Below are 20,055 nucleotides of genomic sequence, written 5' to 3' on the forward strand. Positions count from 1 at the left end.
TTAAGAATTTCCGTTTGCGCGTCCTTGTTATGTTAAGGACAAAAACAAAACACCCAATCATCAAATAATGATTGAGTGCATTATGGTCGTTACCAACAACAGTTGACAGAGAACCGTTTTAACTAGATAAAAATAACGAGCTGACAGAAACTCCAAGTTGGGGTTTCTGTCAGCTCGTTTTTAACATCTAGACAATAAAAAAAGAACCCACCAAAAGGCGAGTTCTTTTAAATTACTTAAACGAATTAAGCAACAGTAACGTTGGCTGCTTGTGGGCCGCGGTCGCCTTGTTCTACGTCTAAGGTTACATGTTGACCTTCTTCAAGAGTCTTGTAACCTTCAGCATTGATTGCTGAGAAGTGAACGAAAACGTCTGAGCCGTTTTCCAAAGTGATAAAGCCATAACCCTTGTCGCCGTTGAACCATTTAACAGTACCTTGTTCCATAAGAATGAAACCTCCGAGCGCATAGCGCAATAAATTTGTGTATCTGAAACTTTAGAAATCGGGGAAGTCATTCTCACGAACGTCGTACCAAAATTTCGAAGTATTAAATACATTAGTTATAAGCTTACCAGCTATTGGTCGGAATAGCAAGGCCTTCCACCCCGTAAATTGAAAACTCTTTTTAGTTGTGGTGCGTGGCCCCTACTCCCAAAGCAGTTTGACGTAATTAAATTTTATTTTCATGGACTACAACTAAATCGGAAGCAGTAGCCGTATTTTCACCCGCAATTTTACCTGATATCAGATATTCTGCAAGGTTAGTCTCCCGTTTGGTACTGATTGACAATATGCCACTCAGTGTGCCATCGCCGCAAGCCGCGGTACGGGCAGTGAGTCGAGTAGCAGGATCGGCCACGATTGCTACGTTCGAAATTGCTGCAGCGGCTTTGCCAGATGGTGAGTATAATTTAATGACCTTACCAAAGAACTTTTTGAAACTATCCGAAACGGTCACTTATCTTAAGACGGCTGACAATCAAGTTCTTGATTTAGTGACCTATTTAGAAAATACGTTATAAACGTACGCAACAGGGCCATGCACTTCCGCTGGTAGAAGTGCATGGCCCTGTTTATGATTCCTTAGTTACCTAGTTATTAGGATGCAGCCGGCCTTGGTTTAATTCAACAATTTCGCCGGTTTGGTTATAAACCATTTCTTCAGCTAAATTAACGATCCGATCACCGATGCGTTCTAATAATTTGGTGACCATCAGATAACTCGCGCCGGCTTCGGCTACAGCTGGATCGTCCTGAATGGCTGCCGTAATCGTACGCCGAATTTCGTCGAACTGAGCGTCTACTTCTTGGTCTTGTTCAGCGACGGTTTGGGCTTGTTCCATGTTGATAGCTTGCAAAGCCGTCAATGCTTCAGTCAGCATACCGCGAATTGTTTTAGTTAATGACGCAATCTTGGCTTCAACATCGTCGTTGCGCTGCAATCCCTTGACCCGAATCGTTTCCAAAGCAATGCCAGTGGCGTGGTCGCCAATTCGTTCTAGGTCCGAACTGGCTTTTAGGATGGTAATGACATTACGGAAGTCATCTGCTACCGGCTGTTGCAGGGTCATCAAAGTGAGTGCCTGTTTTTCCAGGTCAACTTCATTGGAGTTGATGGATTGGTCTTGCTGCACTAATGCTTGAGCAGCGGCCTTGTCGTGGTTAACGTAGGATTCAGTGGCCTGTTTGATCTGGTCGCTGACGGCGTTACCCATTTCAGTGAAGACATTATAGAGTTTTTTGAGTTCAGTGGTAAAAATATTATTCATCTGTTTTGTCCACTCCTAACCAAATTTGCCGTTGAGATAATCACTGGTATCCTGCTTGGCAGGCTGAGTGAACATCTTGCTGGTAAGGTCGTATTCAACGAGGTTGCCATTTAACATAAAAGCGGTTCGATCTGCAATTCGTGAGGCTTGCTGCAGATTGTGGGTGACAATAATAATGCAATAGTCTTTCTTTAGTGTAATGAGCGTTTCTTCAATTTGCGCGCTGGAAATCGGGTCGAGGGCACTGGTGGGTTCATCCAGTAAAATGATGTCGGGCTGAACCGCTAATAAACGTGCGATGCAGATGCGTTGCTGCTGTCCACCGGAAAATGACATGGCGCTTTTATTCAGATTGTCTTTGACTTCATCCCAGACGGCGGCTTGTTTTAACGCCCGTTCGACCTGCTCGTCCAGAAATTTACGCTCGTGATGGCCGGCTAGTTTTAACCCGTAAGTGACGTTTTCATAGACTGAAAATGGGAAGGGGTTGGGCTGCTGGAACACCATGCCAATTTGTTTGCGTAATTCGACTAAATTCGTTGTTGGGGCGTATAGATCCTGTCCATGAAATTGAAAGCTACCGGTGATTGTTGTGTTAGCAATGAGGTCGTTCATCCGGTTTAGACACCTTAAAAAAGTGGATTTACCGCAGCCTGACGGGCCAATTAGCGCGGTGATACTGTGATCATCAAAGTCGAGATTGATCCCGTGAAGAGCTTCTTTACTCCCATAGGAGAGGTGAACGTTCTTAGTTTGAAGAATTGCAGGCATCCTGTCAGCTCCTTTCTTAACCGAAGTTACCCGTAACGTAATCATGGGTAGCCTGAATGGTAGGGGTTTGAAAAATAGTTTCCGTTTGATCGTATTCAATGACGTGACCCAGGTGAAAAAAGGCCGTGTAGGAACTCACTCGAGAAGCCTGCTGCATGTTGTGGGTCACGATAATGATGGTGTAGTTTTTAGCCAGTTCTTTAAGGGTCACTTCCAGCTTAGCTGTGGAAATGGGATCTAAGGCACTGGCGGGTTCGTCCAGTAATAGAATATCTGGTTTCATGGCGATTGAACGAGCAATACAAAGCCGTTGCTGCTGCCCACCAGATAGGGCCAAAGCGCTTTTGTTCAGGTCGTCTTTGACTTCATCCCACAATGCAGCTTCTTTTAAACTGGTTTCAACGCGCTGACGTAATTCTTGCCGATTCGTGATGCCGGCAGCTTTGAGTGCAAACGTGATGTTTTCAGTAATCGATTTGGCGAAGGGGTTGGGTTTTTGAAAGACCATTCCAATGTGCTTGCGGACCTCATAAACGTTCACTTTAGGACTATTAATATTCGTGTTGTGGTACATGATCTCACCATGAACAGTTGCAATCCGGTCATTCATCCGGTTTAACGAACGCAGGTAGGTTGACTTGCCGGAGCCAGAAGCACCAATCAGCGCGGTGATCTGGAAGCGCGGAAAGCTCAGGCTGGCATTAACCATAGAAGCCTGTTTGCTGTTACCGTAGTTGACCTGCAGTTGATTAGTGGACAGTGCAATTTCTCCAGGTGGTGTGACGATATGATTTTTATTGAGATCATAAGCTTGCATGGGCGCCTCACTTTCCTCCGGTCATTTTCTTATACATCCGGTTACCAATTGCGCGGGCACCGAAGTTAAACAGCAGGATGATGATAATTAAAACGGCGGATGACCCGGCTGAAATACTGACAGCATCGGGGGTGACCCCTTCTGTATTCACTTTCCAAATATGGACGGCTAGGGTTTCGGCCGGTCGCATGGGGTTCAGAAAACTGCTGCTGGCGGTGGGGTTCCAATTCGTATAATCCAATATCGGCGCGCTTTGCCCCGCCGTATAGATCAAAGCAGCGGCTTCGCCAAAGATTCGACCGGCACTTAAAATAATGCCAGTCAGGATTCCCGGTAGAGCCATTGGTAGGAGGATTCCACGAATCGTTCGCCAGTTGGAGAGCCCCAGTGCGATGCCGGCTTCACGTTGACTATTAGGGACGGCGTGCAGGGAACCTTCGATACTCCGAATTAAGAGCGGCAGGTTGAAAAAGGTCAGCGCAATCGCACCGGACAGGATGGAAAAGCCTAAGTGAAATTCAATCACGAACAGCAGGTAGCCAAATAAACCGACGACGACTGAAGGCAGTGAGCTCAGTACTTCAATCGCAGTTCGAATCAGACTGGTAAACCAGTTATCGCCGGCATATTCCGATAGATAAATCGCGGAACCCAGCGCCAGTGGAAACGAAATGATCAGCGTTAAAACTAGTAGATAAAGTGAATTGAAGAGTTGGTCACGAATACCACCGCCAGCGCTGAAAGAACTGGCTGGTGACGTTAGAAAATGCCAACTAATGTGGGGCAGACCACTGATAATAATGTCGCCCAATAAAAACAGTAAGATCAAGACCACGATTAAAACCAGAAATTGAATGAACCGAGTAGCAAGTCGGTCGGTTTGGTTGGGAGTCATGATTTAATTTCGCCTCGCTTTCCGATGTAGCGAACTAGTAGATTAAACACTAAGGACATTAATAACAAGATCAAAGCTAGTGACCACAGCGCGTTATTGGGTAAGGTGCCCATAATGGTATTCCCAATATTAGTTGTAAGTTGGCTAGTTAACGTAGAAGTTGGGGTGATCAGGTTACGCGGCATCAAAACGGCGTTACCAATCACCATTTGAACGGCTAAGGCTTCACCGAAGGCCCGAGCCATACCGAAAATAACGGCGGTGAGTAACCGGGGCATAGCGGCCCGGAGCAGCACCTTATAAATGGTTTGAAACCGGGTGGCACCTAACGCCAGGGAAGCAGATCGAAAATAGGCGGGAACCGCTCGCAGTGCGTCAACGGCTAGTGAAGTAATCGTGGGCAACACCATGACGAATAACACGATGGTTCCGGCTAAAATACCGGCACCGGTGCCACCGAAGAGGTTACGGATGACGGGTACGACCACGGTTAGACCGATAAAACCATAAACTACAGAAGGAATCCCGACTAGTAGTTCAATGACCGGCTGGAGAAATTTCGTGCCACTCTTAGGGGCAATATCCGTCATGAATAAAGCGACTGCAATGGCAAAAGGGGTAGCAACTAAGGCGGATAGAATCGTGACACTAAAAGAAGTTACGATCATGGGCAGTGCGCCGACTTGCGGCTTCCCCTGAGCGTTTAATGAACCGGGATTCCAGTCTTTACCAGTTAAAAATTGCCATAAATTCACGTGATCAGTTAAAAACGTTGCCAAACCACGTGAGGTAATAAAATACAGGATGCTGATCACCAAGATGATAATGGCCGCAATGCAGGAATAACTAATGATCCGGCCGACAATGTCTTCGTGAGATGCCTTGGACGGCGATGCTAATTTTTTTTGAATATCATCCATAAAAATCCTCCCATAAAATTAAATGATTATGGCTTAACGCCAGCAAAAATGATGGTGTTTTTGCTGGTACTTCGATAGATAAGCGGAAAATCAAGGATCGCTAGTGATCGCTTGATTTTCCGCCTATTTATTGGGGTAATGGGGTTACTTTTGATTTAGGGTTAACTTTAATTATTTAGCAACAACGTTTTTAGCGTTCTTAGTGACTTTCATGTCATGAATACTGATGTAGCCAAGCTTGTTGACCAAACTGCCTTGAACTTTACCGGAGTTCATGTATTTTAAGAAACCCTGCGTTGCCTTGTTAGGTTGTCCCTTGGTATACATATGTTCATATGACCAGATCGTCCACTTGTTGTCGGTTACGTTAGCATCGGTTGGTTTGACGTTGTTGATTGAAAGGGCGTTAACCTTGTCATTGACGTAAGAAAAGGCGAGGTAGCTGATGGCACCGGGCGTTGTTGAAACTAATTTTTGAACGGTACCATTGGAATCTTGTTCCTGAGAAGTAACGGCTTTTTTGCCTTCTAGAACGGCTGACTCAAAAGTTGCTCGGGTACCAGAACCTTGGGCCCGGTTGATAACGGAAATCTTTTGGTCCTTACCGCCAACTTGTTGCCAGTTAGTGATCTTACCAGTGAAGATATCGCGTAATTGTGCCATTGAGACGTTCTTGACACCCGTTTTGGGGTTCACTACCGGGGTCATACCGACTACGGCAACCTTATGGTCAACGAGTTGTTTTGCTTTAATACCGGATGACTGTTCTGCAAAAATATCAGAGTTTCCAATTTGAACGGCCCCTTGCTGAACTTGGCTCAGCCCAGTACCTGAACCGCCACCTTGCACGGTCAGATTCACGTTCTTATTCGTTGCTTGATAGTCCTGAGCAGCCTGTTCAACCAGTGGCTGAAGGGCGGTTGACCCGACGGCAGTGATCTTAGTGACCTTGGCTGCTTTGGTATCGCTTGAGTCACTGGACTTCTTGCTTGATGAATTTGAACTGCAGCCCCCTAAAAGTAAGCCAGCAAGACTAAATGCAACTAGAGTGGAAATTAATGTTTTCTTGTGCATGAGCATATTCCCCTTTGAAAGTATTATGTCCTAGAAATGGTCGATAGAAACGTGCGATTCCTAAGTACAAAATCAGTATAGAACGCCTACGTAAAGGTAATGTATAGGTCGTGTAAAGATTATGTAAAATGGGTTTTGCTGGACGGAGAAACGTGGGATAACTATTGTAACAACCGAAATGAAAAGAGGAAGCCTCATGGAAAGAAGTATTTTACTGATTAGTGATAACGCTAATCTCTTAAAGCGACTGAAGCAGATCATGACCGATTGGCAAGTCATCAGCAGTTCGACTTATTTACCAGACTTCTTATTAAACCGTGACAATCAAACCTTAATTATCATTGATTTGGATCATTTTTTGGCTTTAGGTCACAGAGTTGAAACACTGGTCCTCATGCGGCAGCAGTTTCGTGGCCCCATGCTGGCCATTCACCACAAACGATTGGGGGCCGCGATGCTCTATGACGTGTTTGAACGGTTTCACTTTGATGAACTATTATCGGTCGAAATGGCTAACCGCGAACTGCATGCCCGAATTCAGCAGAAAATTTGGCGCTATTATCAGCCCCAAGAAGAAAGTCGTGAAGTCTTAAATACCGGTCAGCTGAAAGTTGATTTTCAGCACTACCGGGTGACGGTCAATGGTAAACGGCTCACGATGGGGCCCGTTGACTTTCGGATGCTGGTCTTTTTTATGCAACACGAAAATATCGTTTTGACCCGTGCTCAGATTGCTGAAGGGGTTTGGCGCAACGGGCGGGATTCGACCATGCGGGCAATCGATTCGCACATCAGTAAGTTACGTAAATTAATTGAGGTTGATTCCAAGAACCCGCAGTGTTTAAAGACGGTGCGCGGGTTTGGCTACATCTTTAAAAACCTGGCTGAAGGGGACATCAGTATTGAGTAACTGCTATAATGAAGCTGAATTTTGATGTTGAAAGGATGGTTTTATGGCAGACTATATTCATGAAATGCGCGCGTTAGTGGGACATCGGCCCATGATCTTAAACACCGCTGCTGGTGCGTTATTAGATGATCAGCACCGCTTATTGCTGCAAGAACGGGCAGATACTGGTGGCTGGAGCTTTCCAGGCGGCTACATGGAATTTGGTGCCAGCTTTGCTGAAACCTGTCAGCGTGAGTACCTTGAAGACGCCGGGATTAAAGTCGAGCCCGTTAAGCTGATCAAGTTTTTCGACAAGGACTTCTACACGTATCCTAACGGTGACCAGACACAGCTGATCACAGCACTGTACTTAGTTCGTCAGGTCGGCGGGAAACCCCTAGATCACGTCACTAATGAAACTAAACGAGTTAAATACTTTGATCTGGATAAGGTACCAACGTTGTTTAATGGACAATCTAACAAAATGGTTCAAGCCGTTATCAATGAGGTGAATTCATGGCAGACCGATTAGCATTAGCACCGCATCAGCCGCAACAAAAACAGGGGTTGGTGATTGAAGATCATACCGCAATCGTTGATGCTGATAATCAGCAAGTAGCTGAGGTAAACGCTTTGACGACGGTTGACCTTAGCCAAGAGCTGACGGATGAACACGGTGAACATCTTTATCAGCTGCGAGACGGACGCTACATTTTGAAAAATGCCGTGACCACCGACCCCGAGTTATGGCGGGCAGCGTTAAAAAACGGTCAGCAGCTGGTTAATCTGGGTGCCGAGAATATTAATCAAAATTGGTGGCGGATGCCCAACGGTTGTGAACCAGCGGCGTTACTGGAAGGACTGCATTTAAAACAGGTTGCCACTCAATTTAATTATTTAGATTTTTTAAAACAAATGCCACGAGCCGCTGATTATAATCCGTATCACGGCTTTGGCGGGGAACCCGACCAAGATGTTGCCGGCCACTTTGAGGCAATCTTTCCGGAACCGCTCATCGCATGGGCGCAAGAATATGCACCGGTCCGCAATTTAAGTGGCTTAGCAGCTGATCAGCTAGCGGTGTCAGTACAACAAAAAAGGCCCGTGGTGGCATACGTCACCGTGGGCTTTGAAGCGCCGCAATGGGCGCAATATTCGTTTGGTAAAGCACTGCGTAACAACCATGCTGTGTTAGTTGATGGTTTCTTTGGTGAACTCCTGCACGTTTCAGACCCCATTGAAGGGCGTTATTGGCTGAGTCTAGCGCGCTTTAAACAAGCCTATGATGCGCGTTTGTGGGCGATTGAAATTGGTTAAATGCCTAACTGTGCCTGTAAACGCGCAACCTCTGGGTCGGCATGTTCGGCTTGGTAAGCTTGTAATGCATCATGAAGGCTTAAACGGGGATTACCCTTACGATCAGTGACCGTTGTGGCGTGCGTTAAGACGCTTAAGATGGCTTCTTCCACCACTGAAACGGTCATCCGAAAGTAGCGGTCAATTTTATCGTCTGTGATGGCAGTTTGTGCAGTGAGTTCGGTCTTCGGGTAGTGGGCGACGCGGTTAGCCGTTGAAAAGGCTAAGACAATCTCACCGCTGCCGTTACCAATGAAGGCACCAGTACGGGTGATACCCACGCTGGCACGCTTGGCGATACGGGTTAATTGACGTGAATTAAAGGGGATATCGGTTGCTAAGACAGTCACGATACTGCCCTTTTCTTTTTGTCTTTTTTCAGCCTTGTCAGTGGCTAATTTTTCGCCAACAGGGACGTTGTAGATGTTGAGGTCGCGCAAAAAGCCATAGTTGGACAGGACTAACGCGCCCATTGTAAAGGGCTTGCCGTCAATATTGATGACCCGGCTAGCAGAGCCGATGCCGCCTTTTAGATCATAGCAGCTCATGCCCACGCCTGCGCCGACGGTCCCTTCAGCCACTGTTTGGCTAGTCTGATGCAAGGTGTTCAAAACGTCTTTCTTAGTGATAAAAACGTCACGAATATCGTTGATGTCACCGTCATTGCATTCCATGATGACGGGATTGACCGTACTGGTCGTGTCACCGATTGCCGGATTTTCGGCCATCATCGTTTCTGCCAGCGCGGTTTCGGCGGTACCCACGGCAAAGGTATTGGTTAGAACGATTGGAGTTTCCAAGGTGCCCAGTTCGTTGATCTGAACCAGACCGGTACTCTTGCCAAAGCCGTTAATCACGTGCGCGGCTGCCGGTAATTTGTTCAAAAATACATTATCGTCGGTAGGTTTAACGACGGTGATCCCCGTGTGATGGGTGCCACTATTGAACGTTGTTTGGCCGACCGAAACGCCCGGCACGTCGGTGATCAGATTTAACGGGCCGCGAGTTGATTCGGTACTGATGGTATCTAAAAAAGGTTTTGTAAGTCCCACAGAATTTTCCTCCTCATATTGCGTAATTAAAAATGATAAAAAGATGAGATAATCAAACTCATTATAGCAATTATGCGTTGAATTGCGCATCGTTTGGTGAGCAGTAGCATATCATTTAAGTGGTTTAAGCTGATCATTTGGCCTAAAACAGCAACATTCAGCCGAGAATATGTTACAACTAAAACAATTAATCCTAAGGGGGAATTTTATGCTGAAACAAGATGGACATTCACACACCGAATTTTGTCCTCACGGCAGTGGTGATGACGTGGAATTAATGATTCAAAAGGCCATTCGGCTGGGATTTAAAAGCTATAGCGTCACTGAACACGCACCGTTGCCGCCAGCCTTTAAACAGGAGTACGCGGGGGTGGAAACGGGATATACCGAAGCTTCAATGGCAATGAGTGATCTGCCAGCTTATTTTAAAAAAATTCACCAGATGCAGACCAAATATGGCGCTCAAATTCACATTAACATTGGGTTTGAAGTGGACTTTTTGCCCCATCATGTTCAGTGGACGCGGGACTTTTTGAATGCGTACGGGCCGCAGACGACCGATAACGTGCTGTCAGTTCACTTTATGCAGGGAACCAATGATCAGTTTTGGTGCATTGATGACACCCTCGAGGACTTTAAACGGGGATTGTTAACGCCGGCAGCGGATGGACAAGCGCTGTACCGCCAATACTTCAACGCCGTTACTGAAGCGGTTATCGCCGATTTAGGCCAGTATGCACCCAAACGGATCGGCCACATCACGTTGATCAAAAAGTTTCAGGATTATTTTGGCTTGCCCCGAACTTATGATGAGCAGACGCAGCAAAGTATCACGACATTATTGCAGGCCATTAAGCAGCGGGGCCGTGAGCTGGATTATAATGCGGCTGGTCTTTACAAAGAATTCTGTAACGAAACCTACCCGGATCTGCCGATTCTGAAACAAGCGCAGCAGATGAAGATTCCGTTGGTTTACGGCAGCGACGCACACAGTATCAAAGAAGTCGGCCACGGTTATCACACGTTAATGGACCTAGTTAATTAAAAAATGATGAAAAACTTTTTTAATTTGAAATGCCGTCATAATGGGATAAAAACGGATAAATAGCTAGATAATCGTAAAAACAATTAAAAGTGGCGTTGACAAATTAGATTTTGGTGTTAAATTATATACAACCATTAAAACTGAATGACAAAATAAGTTGTGATTAGAAAAAGTAGTTGGCTACCAATGTGAAGAGAGCCTGGGTTGATGGAAACCGGGTGATTGGGACAACGAAACACCTCTATGAACTGATCGGCTGAATCAAGTAAGTCGCTCCGCATGTTTAGCGTTATCAGGGTTACCTTAACTGTTCTTGGACTGTGCCCAACGACTAGTTACTGGCAACGTAAGGCCGTCATCGTGAGGTGGCGACAAAATGAGGTGGAACCGCGATCTAATCGTCCTCGTAAACTAACATAGTTAGTTTGCGAGGGCTTTTTTGTTTATCAGAAAGGAGAACAGCATGATTAAAAATCGAAATTTACCCAATGGAACTCGGGACGAATTTGGTCCGCGAGCGGCCGTTAAGGAAACCATTTCCACACAGCTTTTTTCAATCTTTAAGCAACGTGGCTTCACTAAATTAACAACCCCGATTCTTGAATATGCCGATGTATTTAAACCGTTGAATCTGGCTAATTACCGGCCTTACCAATTACTGGACGAACAGGGAGAGGCGTTGGTGTTACGGCCCGACTTGACCCTGCCAGTTGCCCGGATGATGAGTACCACCGGCGTTGAGTTACCCGCTAAGTGGTATTACGGCGGCGATGTGTTCCGGGTCAAAAAGCAGTTATCCGGCAGTTACAACCAAGTGACACAAGCAGGAATTGAGCTGGTCGGCTACGGTGGCATTAAAGGGGAGCTGGAATGTTTGACCATCGCGCTGGCCGGCTGCCAGACCACGGGGATCGAGGAAATGACCTTGGAACTTAGTGATGCTCGTTTCGTAGAAGGGGTCCTAGCCGCGTTGCCGGTGCCTGAACCAACCAAAATCGCGCTGAAACAAGCCTTGTTTGATAAGAACCTCACCGTCTACAACCAGATTTCCAAATTACTGGCGGACACAGCGTTCGGTGATTTTCTCAGTGAATGGCCGTGGTTATTCGGTGATTTCGATACGGTGATGAAAGTCGTTCAACGGCTGCCAAAAATCCCGCAGATTGAGACCGTAATCAAGAATTTAAACGTCATCCGACAATTTATCAAGCGGATGGCACCAGATCAAAAAGTTGTTCTCGACCTCAGCATTCCGTCGCCGCAGACCTATTACACGGGCATGGCATTTCGGGGTTACACCCAAAACGCGACCGATTACCTGTTTAGCGGCGGTCGCTACGATGATCTGCTGACCAGCTTCCAGCAGATTAAGGAACCAGCTGTTGGATTAGCCTTTGACGTTGATGCGTTAGCGGATCGCGCCCCGCTTCCGGAAACTCCGAAGCAGACCCTGATTTATTTCAACCAAGACCAATGGCCAGAAGCCGAAAAGGTGTTAAAAGAAACACCCAACAGTACCTTATGTCTCGCGGATAGCCGTGAGGAAGCCAACCGAATTGCGGTCAGCAATAATAAGCAGCTGCTGGATCTAACGAAAGAAGGTGAGTAAATGCCAATCAAAATTGCGTTAACTAAAGGCCGCGTGGAACAGCAAGTCGTGCCTCTACTGGAAGCCAGCGGAATCGACTGCAGCGGGGTCCGTAATAAGGGGCGCCGGCTGATCTTCAACGAAGACCCGGTGTATCAGATGATTCTAGTCAAAGGGCCGGATGTTCTTACGTATCTCAATAACGGATCCGTGCACCTCGGTATTGTGGGTAGCGACGTGTTAGCTGAACAGGGCAATCCCCAGTACGCCATGTTAGATCTGGGCGTTGGCCGGTGCCGCTTCGTGCTCGCCTCCACCAGTGATTTTAATCCGCAGCAGGTTCGCCGCAAGATCATTGCCACCAAGTATCCCAATATCACGAAGCGTTATTTTCAAAGTATTGGCGAAGACGTTGAGATCATTCGAATCGAAGGGTCAGTGGAGCTGGCACCGTTGATTGGCTTAGCGGATGCCATCGTTGATATTACGGAAACTGGGACCACGTTACGTGAGAACAATTTGCACGTCTACGCGGAACTGCAGCCGGTCAGCACTCAATTGGTAGTGAACCGGTTAGCTTTAAAACAGTACCATTCAGAAATCAGAACCTTAGTTGATAATTTACAGCAAGCCAAAATTAATTTAGGAGTGAATGCATAATGAAAATTTTAAAAAACCAAACTTTAGACCAATTACTCGAACAAGTCGATCGTCAAACTGACCAGCAAGCTAACCAGCCAGAAGTTGAAGCTACCGTCTCAGAAATTATTGCCAACGTGATCAAAAACGGTGATAAAGCCCTTAAGGAATACAGTCGGAAATTCGACAAAGTTGAGCTAGATGACCTACGGGTGCCACAAGCTGATATTGATAACGCCTATAAAAACGCCGATCAGGATTTGCTGGATGCATTGAATCTAGCTAAAAACAACATTATTAGTTACCACAAAAAAGAGATTCAAAACGGCTTCGTGGACGCTGAACAGCCCGGTGTTGTCCGTGGCGAAAAGATTACCCCGCTAGCTGCGGTTGGTCTGTACGTTCCCGGTGGTACCGCTGCTTATCCATCATCCATTTTGATGAACGTAATTCCCGCTAAGTTAGCCGGTGTTGGTAAGATCGTGATGGTCACACCACCACAAAAAGATGGCATTGGTCAAGCCGTTTTGGCTGCTGCTAAGGTTGCCGGCATTGACGAAGTTTATCAAGTCGGTGGTGCCCAAGCGATTGCTGCTCTGGCATACGGGACTGAAAGCATTCCTAAGGTGGATAAGATCACTGGCCCCGGTAACATTTTCGTAGCTGTTGCTAAGAAGCAAGTCTTCGGTCAAGTTTCGATCGATATGATTGCTGGCCCATCAGAAATTGGTGTGATCGCCGATGATACGGCTAATTATAAAGAAGTTGCTGCCGATCTGCTTTCTCAAGCTGAACACGATAAGATGGCCCGGCCAATGATGGTCACCCCTAGTGAGAAGTTTGCCGAAGCGGTAAGCGATGAAATTGACCGTCAAGTTCAGACGTTGCCACGAAAAGAAATTGCCAGTGCTGCGGTTGCCAATAAGGGCTTTATCGCCGTGGTTGACGACATCAACGAAGCCTTTACCGTCATGAACGCCATTGCCCCAGAACACTTGGAAGTCGAACTGGAAGATGCTATGCAGTATCTCAACCAGATCAAGAATGCCGGTTCCGTCTTCTTCGGCTATAATGCTTCCGAACCTGTTGGTGATTACGTGGCTGGTCCTAACCACATTTTGCCAACTGGCGGGACTGCTCGATTCTTCTCACCACTGGGCGTTTCCGACTTTGTTAAACGCACGCAGTTTGTGACTTATTCTAGAGCTGCTTTAAAGAAGGAAGAAAAAGCCATCACGACCTTAGCTCGAGTTGAGGGCCTTGAAGCCCACGCCCGTGCCGTTGAAGCCCGGTTTAAGTAGGGGGCAGCGCAATGAGAGAAGCAACGATTGAACGAAATACGAAGGAAACCCAAATTAAATTAAGTTTGAACCTTGATAACTACGATACGATCAGCATTGATACTGGTATTGGTTTTCTGGATCACATGCTGGACGCCTTTGCCCGCCACGGCCGCTTCGGCCTGGTGGTCAAAGCTCACGGTGATTTGAACGTGGATCCGCACCACACCACAGAAGATGTTGGTATTGCCTTGGGGATGGCCTTGAAACAGGCGCTAGGTGACAAGGTCAGCATCGAACGGTTCGGTTCGGCTTTGATTCCGCTAGACGAAACGTTGAGTCGGGTCGTCATTGATCTATCCGGACGCAGTTACCTAGTCTTTAAAGCCGAACTGACCAATCCCAAATTAGGAGATTACGATACAGAGGTTACCGAAGACTTCTTCCAAGCCTTTGCGTTTAACGCTGAATTGAACCTGCACGCCGAAGTGCTGTACGGCCGTAACACCCACCACAAAATTGAAACGTTATTCAAGGCACTGGGCCGGGCACTGCGCGCAGCGGTGACCATCAACCCAGAAATCAAAGGAGTGCCATCGACTAAAGGAGTGATTTGATGATCGCGATTATTGATTACGACACGGGGAACACTAGAAACGTTAAAAAAGCCATGGATTATCTCAACATTCAAAATACCCTGTCGGCTGATCCCGCAGTGATCGGCAATGCGGATGGTTTGATCCTCCCTGGCGTGGGGGCGTTCGGCAAGGCCGTGGAGGCTTTAAAACAGCGTCAACTGATACCAGTGATCAAGCAGGCCGCTAAAGCCGGCACACCAATTTTAGGCATTTGCCTAGGGATGCAGTTATTATTTGACCGCAGTTTTGAATTTGGCGAAACGCCGGGGCTAGGCTTAATTCCGGGGGAGGTCGTCGCCATTCCGGATGATCTCGGTGTGAAGGTCCCACATATGGGCTGGGACCAAAACCAGGTAACGCAGACTGATCCCATCGCTAACGGCTTTGACCAGGAAGCGACCTACTTCGTGCATTCGTACTATGTCAAAACGCAGCCGCAATACATCCTGGCTGAGAGTGACTATGGCGTTAAAATTCCCAGTATCGTGCGTAATCAAAACGTGATCGGCATGCAATTTCACCCAGAAAAGAGCGGTCGGATTGGCTTAAACGGTCTGGCTGCGTTTAAGGAGGTGGTAACTAATGGAAATTATTCCCGCAATTGATTTAAGAAATCAGCAGAGTGTCCGGCTTTACCAGGGCGACTTTGACCAAACAACATTAATCGATCAAGACCCGGTCAAACAGGCGAAACAAATTGAAGCAGCTGGCTTAAAACGGCTGCACCTAGTTGATTTGGATGGTGCTAAAAGTGGCCGGCCAGTTAACCGGGACCTGATTAAACAAATTTGTGCTGAGACTAACCTCAAAGTTGAAGTTGGCGGCGGTATTCGCACGTTGGCGCAGATCAATGGTTACCTCACCAGTGGGGTTTCACGGGTCATTTTAGGCTCAGTAGCACTGACGGATCCTAAGCTTGTTCAAACCGCCGTGAATCAATTTGGCAATGACCAAGTCGTCGTTGGCATTGATGGTCAAGACGGTAAGGTTGCCATTGCCGGCTGGCTGGAAAAGAGCGACGTGTCAATGAGTTCGTTAATGACGTCCATGGTGGCGGTCGGTATCGTGAACTTCGTCGTCACGGATATCACTAAAGACGGGACGTTAAGCGGCCCTAACGTGAAATTACTAGCTAAATTGCAACGGGACTTCCCAACGACGGCAGTGATTGCTTCCGGTGGCGTCACCACGGTTGATGATCTAAAGCGGTTAGCCGATGCTGGCATTAAGTCCGCCATTGTTGGCCGGGCAATGGCTACTGGTGATCTGCCATTAAGCACCTTAGCGGAGGTGTCCGACAATGCTGGCTAAACGAATTATCCCGTGTCTGGACGTGGATCACGGTCGAGTCAAGAAGGGCGTTAACTTCGTGCATTTAACGGATGTTGGCGACCCGGTAGCAATTGCTGCGGCCTACGAAAAGCAAGGCGCTGACGAATTGGTCTTCTTGGATATCACGGCAACTAACGAAAAACGGCCAGCCATTGTTGATACGATTGAAAAAGTGGCAGCCCAGGTATTTATGCCACTAACCGTTGGCGGCGGCATTCACACCGTGGCAGATATGCAGCGGTTACTGAAAGCCGGTGCGGATAAAGTCGCAGTGAATTCCCAGGCGGTTCGTGATCCTTCACTCATTTCAAAGGGCGCAGAGAAGTTTGGTGCCCAGTGCATCGTGTTAGCTATTGACAGTAAATGGGATCCCGCAAAACAGCGGTATACCGTTTACGTCAACGGTGGCCGGCAAGCCACTGACCTAGACGTCATCGAATGGGCGAAACAGGGCGTGGCAGCCGGTGCCGGTGAGCTGATGGTGACCAGCATGGATAAGGATGGCACCAAAAGTGGCTTTGATATTCCGCTCTATCAAAAATTGACTGTAGCGGTCAACGTACCGATCATCGCTTCCGGTGGTTGCGGTAAGCTGACTGACTTTAATGATGTTTTTAAACAAACAGACGTTGACGCGGCCTTAGCTGCCTCCGTGTTTCACTTTGGTGAACTGACGATCCCAGACGTTAAGGCAGCCTTGAAAAAGGATGGTGTAACAGTACGATGACGTTGAAACCTGATTTTGATAAATACCCGGATGGTCTCGTGCCGACCATCGTGGTAGATGATAAAACTGAGCAAGTGCTGATGCTGGCGTACATGAACGCTAAAAGCTATCAGCTTAGTCTAACCGACAAACAGACCTGGTTTTGGTCCCGCAGCCGTCAAGAACTGTGGCACAAGGGCATGACTAGTGGTAACACTCAAGACATTGTGTCGATGCAGATCGACTGTGATGAAGATACGCTGTTAGTGCGGGTAAATCCGGCCGGTCCAGCTTGTCATACTGGGCACACGAGTTGCTTTTACCGGAATATTGAATTAAATTCAGCAGGGGGCAAATAAGATGCAAGATTTAGATGAATTATACCAATTGATTTTAGACCGTAAAAACAAGCCTAAGGAAGGCTCATATACCGATTATTTATTTACTAAGGGCTTGGATAAAATTTTGAAGAAGGTCGGCGAAGAGTCTACCGAAGTCGTCGTCGCGGCTAAAAACGATAGCGACGATGAATTTGTTTACGAGCTGGCCGATCTCGCTTATCACGTGTTAGTCCTCATGGTTGACCGCGGTATCAGCGTTGACCAGGTCAAAAAGGAATTAGCTGAACGTGAAGGCCTGATGAGTAAAACTAAGGAACGTCGAGATATTAAAGATCTATAGGAGGAAACGCCAATGGTCAAAAAAACGATTGCTAAATTAACACCCTACATTCCGGAAAAAACGATTGCTGAATTGAAGCAGGAGCAGGGTTTAACCAAACTGGTTCGCCTGTCCGCTAATGAAAATGAGTGGGGCACGTCGCCCAAGGTCGCCCAGGCGATTTTGGACTGGGGTGTCAAGGATGCCAACCGCTACCCGGATAGTGAAGTCACCGACTTACGGCAGGCAATTGCGACTGGCCTGAACGTTGATCCAGAAGGACTAGTTTTTGGTGATGGGCTAGACGAAATCATTCAATTGCTGTCCCGAACGCTGCTGTCGCCTGGTGACGAGGTCGTCTTAACACAGCCCACCTTTTCAGAGTATGCTTTGCACGCTGAAATTGAGGGTGCCAAAATGGTCAACGTCCCAGTCGATGTTTCAGGCGTGACTGACCTAAATGGTATGCTGGCAGCTATCACGCCGGCAACCGCAATGGTCTGGCTCTGCAATCCCAACAATCCTACGGGAACCTACGTCTCACATCAAGCGATTGCTGAATTTATGGCTAAGGTCCCTAAGTCGGTAACGGTAGTGGTTGATGAAGCCTACATTGACTTTGTGACGGCTGAGAAACCGGCTTCAGTGGTTGATCTCCTGTCGAAATTCACTAATTTAATCGTTTTGCGGACCTTCTCGAAAGCCTATGGCCTAGCTAACTTTCGGGTCGGCTTTGCGGTGGTGGATCCTCAGCTGGCGCAGACACTGCAGACCGTGAGACTGCCCTATAACCTGAGCACCTTTGCTGAAATTGCGGCTTCAGCGGCCTATTCTGATCAGCAGTTTGTCCAGAAAGTGGTTACCGTAGTGGCTGAAGAACGGCAAAAATGGGCGGCCTTTTTCAAGCAACTAAACCTATTGAGTTATCCTTCCCAGGCGAACTTTGTGTTTTTTAAGGTTGATCAGTCGGCTCAACTGAGTCAGTATCTTTTAAAACACGGTTATCTCGTTCGTACCGGGCTTGGACCGGACTGGTTACGGATCACGATTGGACAGCCGGCTGACAACCAGGCGGTTCAAAAATTGATTCGTGAATTTGTTAAGCAATAATAATTATAAATAAGTGTTACTAATCCTAAAAAAAGTACGGATTTAGTAACACTTTTTTGTTGTTATAACGTCTCTGATATTGTTAAAATAGAAGCTGAGATTTATAAATCAATGAATTATTTTTCCAAACGGATCAGAATTTGATTAGGCAACTCAACTATTCAAGTGATAGCAAGTGCTGTTAGGAGGACGTAGCATGGCACAGACTGCATATATTTCGCTGTCTTGTCTGCCATTACCGACTTTTATTGAAGGTCGCCGGGTCGAACTTAAACCTGATGGTGGTAAGATGAACCAGGTTCACTTGGAGTATTTTGTATTCGCTTTTGTACGCCAAGGACGCTTAGCAATGGTCCAAGACGGCGTGGAACAGCATATCAATAACGGCGAGCTCTTCATTATGACTCCGGGATATCATAAATACATGTGGTGGGCGGAAGGCGCAAAAGTAGAATTAGACTGGATCTACGGCTATGTTGCTGGTGATTGGCACGTTCAATCGTCTTTGACACCGGCCAAAAATTCCATGGACACGCTGATGCTTCACCCACCAGTACCGGTTCAAACCCTGTTTTTGATGCAGCATCGCGGCGTTGAAAAACCTGAAAACGTTTATCCGCTAGTTGATCAGTTAGTCTCTAAAGAATTAAATTGTAATTCTAAGCAATTTTTCGAGGCGCAAGAGACGTTTATTAAACTACTGAGTTATCTGCAGACGCAAGATAATGCTAAAAATGAGTTAACACAGATGTCGCTTTCCATTCAAAAATTTCTTAAAAAGAATTTTAATCAAAAAATTACCGCCGCTACTTTAAGTGAGCACTTTGATGAGCGACCGAACTACATTGTACGTGTATTACGGCAGACGATTGGCTTATCACCAGCGGAATTTTTGATGCAGTACCGGATGGAAGAAGCTGCGCAATGGTTGCTGAACACGGAGACTTCGGTGGAAGATATCGCACTGAACGTGGGATTCCAAAACATCTATTACTTCTCAACCTCGTTCAAAAAGTATACCGGGGTTTCGCCAACTAAGTATCGCCAAAGTGCCAAACGCGAATAGTAACATTATTTAAAGGGCAACTCGGTTAATTGCCAGTAAATAACGACCAGTTTTCTGAATAAGAGAACTGGTCGTTTTTTAGATTAAAATAAGATTAAAATTTATTGTGAAAAGCATTGACAGTACTAGCTGATAATGTTTAAATAATAAGCACAGTAGGCTTAACTGTTTTCTCATTTTACGACATAGCTTTAAAAGATGTTGGCAAAGGCACGGATAGTTTCCTGAATTTGGAAAATTGATCTGGATTTTTACCGTTTGACTGGGAAGCTGATTGGTTAGAGCATGGATAATATTTTTGATAGTTAGAACCATAACCTTAAATGGTCATTAGTTTTTCATGCAACAAGCTTCACGTTCCACAACCTATCAACCTATAACTGATTTTCCTGAACATTTTAGACAAAATAATTGATTGTTTTGGTTTGAAGGCGCATTATAATCAA

Annotated in this window: 24 protein-coding genes and 1 other annotated feature; of the genes, 16 read left to right on the top strand and 8 right to left on the bottom strand. The window is 46.5% G+C overall.

Going from position 1 to position 20,055, the window contains the following annotated elements:
* Window positions 1–245: 245 nt before the first annotated feature.
* Window positions 246–446, bottom strand: a complete 201-nt coding sequence (locus CES79_RS11815) for a cold-shock protein (protein ID WP_054656437.1) — start codon at window positions 444–446, stop codon at window positions 246–248.
* 329 nt (window positions 447–775) lie between these two features.
* On the opposite strand from CES79_RS11815, the gene CES79_RS11820 reads away from it, so the two are divergent.
* Window positions 776–1,024, top strand: coding sequence for a hypothetical protein (locus CES79_RS11820; RefSeq protein WP_089137321.1), 249 nt, complete (start codon window positions 776–778; stop codon window positions 1,022–1,024).
* A 69-nt stretch (window positions 1,025–1,093) separates the two neighbouring features.
* Here CES79_RS11820 and phoU read toward each other — a convergent pair whose 3' ends face one another.
* From phoU to CES79_RS11850, 6 genes are all read right to left on the bottom strand, one after another.
* Window positions 1,094–1,771 (bottom strand): phosphate signaling complex protein PhoU, encoded by a 678-nt coding sequence (gene phoU / locus CES79_RS11825; RefSeq protein WP_089137322.1) that lies wholly within the window; start codon window positions 1,769–1,771, stop codon window positions 1,094–1,096.
* A 15-nt stretch (window positions 1,772–1,786) separates the two neighbouring features.
* Complete coding sequence (gene pstB / locus CES79_RS11830; protein WP_089137323.1) at window positions 1,787–2,542, bottom strand: phosphate ABC transporter ATP-binding protein PstB; 756 nt, start codon at window positions 2,540–2,542, stop codon at window positions 1,787–1,789.
* Window positions 2,543–2,558: 16 nt separating this feature from the next.
* Window positions 2,559–3,359, bottom strand: coding sequence for a phosphate ABC transporter ATP-binding protein PstB (pstB, locus tag CES79_RS11835; protein WP_054656440.1), 801 nt, complete (start codon window positions 3,357–3,359; stop codon window positions 2,559–2,561).
* Window positions 3,360–3,366: 7 nt separating this feature from the next.
* Window positions 3,367–4,254: a phosphate ABC transporter permease PstA gene (gene pstA, locus CES79_RS11840; RefSeq protein WP_089137324.1), complete on the bottom strand. Its 888-nt coding sequence runs from the start codon at window positions 4,252–4,254 to the stop codon at window positions 3,367–3,369.
* Window positions 4,251–5,174 carry a phosphate ABC transporter permease subunit PstC gene (gene pstC, locus CES79_RS11845; protein WP_054656441.1) on the bottom strand — a complete coding sequence of 308 codons (924 nt, stop codon included), beginning with the start codon at window positions 5,172–5,174 and terminating at the stop codon, window positions 4,251–4,253. Before pstC ends, pstA begins: the two co-directional genes overlap by 4 nt.
* A gap of 171 nt (window positions 5,175–5,345) precedes the next feature.
* A complete protein-coding gene (locus tag CES79_RS11850) occupies window positions 5,346–6,248 on the bottom strand; it encodes a phosphate ABC transporter substrate-binding protein PstS family protein (protein WP_089137325.1) in 903 nt (300 codons plus the stop codon).
* Between the two features lie 196 nt (window positions 6,249–6,444).
* Between CES79_RS11850 and CES79_RS11855 the strand changes: the two genes are divergently transcribed.
* The 3 genes from CES79_RS11855 to CES79_RS11865 are packed head-to-tail and all read left to right on the top strand — an operon-like array spanning window position 6,445 to window position 8,454.
* Window positions 6,445–7,158, top strand: coding sequence for a response regulator transcription factor (locus CES79_RS11855; RefSeq protein WP_159459496.1), 714 nt, complete (start codon window positions 6,445–6,447; stop codon window positions 7,156–7,158).
* A 43-nt stretch (window positions 7,159–7,201) separates the two neighbouring features.
* The gene (locus tag CES79_RS11860; RefSeq protein WP_054656444.1) at window positions 7,202–7,669 is read left to right on the top strand and encodes an NUDIX hydrolase; all 468 of its coding nucleotides are present in this window, start codon (window positions 7,202–7,204) and stop codon (window positions 7,667–7,669) included.
* Entirely contained in the window at window positions 7,654–8,454 is an 801-nt protein-coding gene (locus CES79_RS11865; protein ID WP_089137327.1) for a C39 family peptidase, read from the top strand. The genes CES79_RS11860 and CES79_RS11865 overlap by 16 nt, the downstream gene beginning before the upstream one ends.
* Here the strand turns inward: CES79_RS11865 and CES79_RS11870 are convergent.
* Complete coding sequence (locus tag CES79_RS11870; protein WP_089137328.1) at window positions 8,451–9,545, bottom strand: DmpA family aminopeptidase; 1,095 nt, start codon at window positions 9,543–9,545, stop codon at window positions 8,451–8,453. The two genes, CES79_RS11865 and CES79_RS11870, sit on opposite strands and share 4 nt — an antisense overlap.
* A 208-nt stretch (window positions 9,546–9,753) precedes the next feature.
* Here CES79_RS11870 and hisJ point away from each other — a divergent pair, with 208 nt between their 5' ends.
* The 12 genes from hisJ (at window position 9,754) to CES79_RS11930 (ending at window position 19,609) form a co-directional block, all read left to right on the top strand.
* Window positions 9,754–10,590, top strand: coding sequence for a histidinol-phosphatase HisJ (gene hisJ / locus CES79_RS11875; RefSeq protein ID WP_089137329.1), 837 nt, complete (start codon window positions 9,754–9,756; stop codon window positions 10,588–10,590).
* 150 nt (window positions 10,591–10,740) lie between these two features.
* Window positions 10,741–10,999, top strand: a binding site (T-box leader).
* 54 nt (window positions 11,000–11,053) lie between these two features.
* On the top strand, window positions 11,054–12,199 hold the full coding sequence (locus tag CES79_RS11880; protein ID WP_328590732.1) for an ATP phosphoribosyltransferase regulatory subunit: 1,146 nt from the start codon (window positions 11,054–11,056) through the stop codon (window positions 12,197–12,199).
* Window positions 12,200–12,838: an ATP phosphoribosyltransferase gene (gene hisG / locus CES79_RS11885; RefSeq protein WP_089137330.1), complete on the top strand. Its 639-nt coding sequence runs from the start codon at window positions 12,200–12,202 to the stop codon at window positions 12,836–12,838.
* Window positions 12,838–14,118: a histidinol dehydrogenase gene (gene hisD, locus CES79_RS11890; protein ID WP_089137331.1), complete on the top strand. Its 1,281-nt coding sequence runs from the start codon at window positions 12,838–12,840 to the stop codon at window positions 14,116–14,118. Before hisG ends, hisD begins: the two co-directional genes overlap by 1 nt.
* Window positions 14,119–14,129: 11 nt before the next feature.
* Window positions 14,130–14,714 (top strand): imidazoleglycerol-phosphate dehydratase HisB, encoded by a 585-nt coding sequence (gene hisB, locus CES79_RS11895; protein WP_054656445.1) that lies wholly within the window; start codon window positions 14,130–14,132, stop codon window positions 14,712–14,714.
* Window positions 14,714–15,340 carry an imidazole glycerol phosphate synthase subunit HisH gene (hisH, locus tag CES79_RS11900; protein WP_089137332.1) on the top strand — a complete coding sequence of 209 codons (627 nt, stop codon included), beginning with the start codon at window positions 14,714–14,716 and terminating at the stop codon, window positions 15,338–15,340. Before hisB ends, hisH begins: the two co-directional genes overlap by 1 nt.
* Window positions 15,318–16,046 (top strand): 1-(5-phosphoribosyl)-5-[(5-phosphoribosylamino)methylideneamino]imidazole-4-carboxamide isomerase, encoded by a 729-nt coding sequence (gene hisA / locus CES79_RS11905; protein WP_054656446.1) that lies wholly within the window; start codon window positions 15,318–15,320, stop codon window positions 16,044–16,046. The genes hisH and hisA overlap by 23 nt, the downstream gene beginning before the upstream one ends.
* On the top strand, window positions 16,036–16,794 hold the full coding sequence (gene hisF / locus CES79_RS11910; RefSeq protein ID WP_054656447.1) for an imidazole glycerol phosphate synthase subunit HisF: 759 nt from the start codon (window positions 16,036–16,038) through the stop codon (window positions 16,792–16,794). The genes hisA and hisF overlap by 11 nt, the downstream gene beginning before the upstream one ends.
* Window positions 16,795–16,796: 2 nt before the next feature.
* Complete coding sequence (gene hisI, locus CES79_RS11915) at window positions 16,797–17,132, top strand: phosphoribosyl-AMP cyclohydrolase (RefSeq protein WP_054656450.1); 336 nt, start codon at window positions 16,797–16,799, stop codon at window positions 17,130–17,132.
* Between the two features lies 1 nt (window position 17,133).
* Window positions 17,134–17,454 carry a phosphoribosyl-ATP diphosphatase gene (hisE, locus tag CES79_RS11920; RefSeq protein WP_054656448.1) on the top strand — a complete coding sequence of 107 codons (321 nt, stop codon included), beginning with the start codon at window positions 17,134–17,136 and terminating at the stop codon, window positions 17,452–17,454.
* A 12-nt stretch (window positions 17,455–17,466) separates the two neighbouring features.
* Window positions 17,467–18,543, top strand: coding sequence for a histidinol-phosphate transaminase (gene hisC / locus CES79_RS11925; RefSeq protein WP_089137333.1), 1,077 nt, complete (start codon window positions 17,467–17,469; stop codon window positions 18,541–18,543).
* 196 nt (window positions 18,544–18,739) lie between these two features.
* Window positions 18,740–19,609 (top strand): helix-turn-helix domain-containing protein, encoded by an 870-nt coding sequence (locus CES79_RS11930; RefSeq protein WP_089137334.1) that lies wholly within the window; start codon window positions 18,740–18,742, stop codon window positions 19,607–19,609.
* Window positions 19,610–20,055 lie beyond the last annotated feature (446 nt).

The sequence above is a fragment of the Secundilactobacillus silagei JCM 19001 genome, from assembly GCF_002217945.1.
Classification (GTDB): domain Bacteria; phylum Bacillota; class Bacilli; order Lactobacillales; family Lactobacillaceae; genus Secundilactobacillus; species Secundilactobacillus silagei.

Bases quoted from the DNA above. Each gene is read 5' to 3' on its own strand.
- pstA (WP_089137324.1), bottom strand. From the start codon at position 4,254: ATGACTCCCAACCAAACCGACCGACTTGCTACTCGGTTCATTCAATTT.
- CES79_RS11855 (WP_159459496.1), top strand. From the start codon at position 6,445: ATGGAAAGAAGTATTTTACTGATTAGTGATAACGCTAATCTCTTAAAG.
- hisJ (WP_089137329.1), top strand. From the start codon at position 9,754: ATGCTGAAACAAGATGGACATTCACACACCGAATTTTGTCCTCACGGC.
- CES79_RS11815 (WP_054656437.1), bottom strand. From the start codon at position 446: ATGGAACAAGGTACTGTTAAATGGTTCAACGGCGACAAGGGTTATGGC.
- CES79_RS11930 (WP_089137334.1), top strand. From the start codon at position 18,740: ATGGCACAGACTGCATATATTTCGCTGTCTTGTCTGCCATTACCGACT.
- pstC (WP_054656441.1), bottom strand. From the start codon at position 5,174: ATGGATGATATTCAAAAAAAATTAGCATCGCCGTCCAAGGCATCTCAC.
- hisC (WP_089137333.1), top strand. From the start codon at position 17,467: ATGGTCAAAAAAACGATTGCTAAATTAACACCCTACATTCCGGAAAAA.
- hisA (WP_054656446.1), top strand. From the start codon at position 15,318: ATGGAAATTATTCCCGCAATTGATTTAAGAAATCAGCAGAGTGTCCGG.
- hisD (WP_089137331.1), top strand. From the start codon at position 12,838: ATGAAAATTTTAAAAAACCAAACTTTAGACCAATTACTCGAACAAGTC.
- CES79_RS11850 (WP_089137325.1), bottom strand. From the start codon at position 6,248: ATGCACAAGAAAACATTAATTTCCACTCTAGTTGCATTTAGTCTTGCT.
- CES79_RS11865 (WP_089137327.1), top strand. From the start codon at position 7,654: ATGGCAGACCGATTAGCATTAGCACCGCATCAGCCGCAACAAAAACAG.
- hisE (WP_054656448.1), top strand. From the start codon at position 17,134: ATGCAAGATTTAGATGAATTATACCAATTGATTTTAGACCGTAAAAAC.
- hisB (WP_054656445.1), top strand. From the start codon at position 14,130: ATGAGAGAAGCAACGATTGAACGAAATACGAAGGAAACCCAAATTAAA.
- pstB (WP_054656440.1), bottom strand. From the start codon at position 3,359: ATGCAAGCTTATGATCTCAATAAAAATCATATCGTCACACCACCTGGA.
- hisF (WP_054656447.1), top strand. From the start codon at position 16,036: ATGCTGGCTAAACGAATTATCCCGTGTCTGGACGTGGATCACGGTCGA.
- CES79_RS11880 (WP_328590732.1), top strand. From the start codon at position 11,054: ATGATTAAAAATCGAAATTTACCCAATGGAACTCGGGACGAATTTGGT.
- hisH (WP_089137332.1), top strand. From the start codon at position 14,714: ATGATCGCGATTATTGATTACGACACGGGGAACACTAGAAACGTTAAA.
- phoU (WP_089137322.1), bottom strand. From the start codon at position 1,771: ATGAATAATATTTTTACCACTGAACTCAAAAAACTCTATAATGTCTTC.
- CES79_RS11860 (WP_054656444.1), top strand. From the start codon at position 7,202: ATGGCAGACTATATTCATGAAATGCGCGCGTTAGTGGGACATCGGCCC.
- pstB (WP_089137323.1), bottom strand. From the start codon at position 2,542: ATGCCTGCAATTCTTCAAACTAAGAACGTTCACCTCTCCTATGGGAGT.
- hisG (WP_089137330.1), top strand. From the start codon at position 12,200: ATGCCAATCAAAATTGCGTTAACTAAAGGCCGCGTGGAACAGCAAGTC.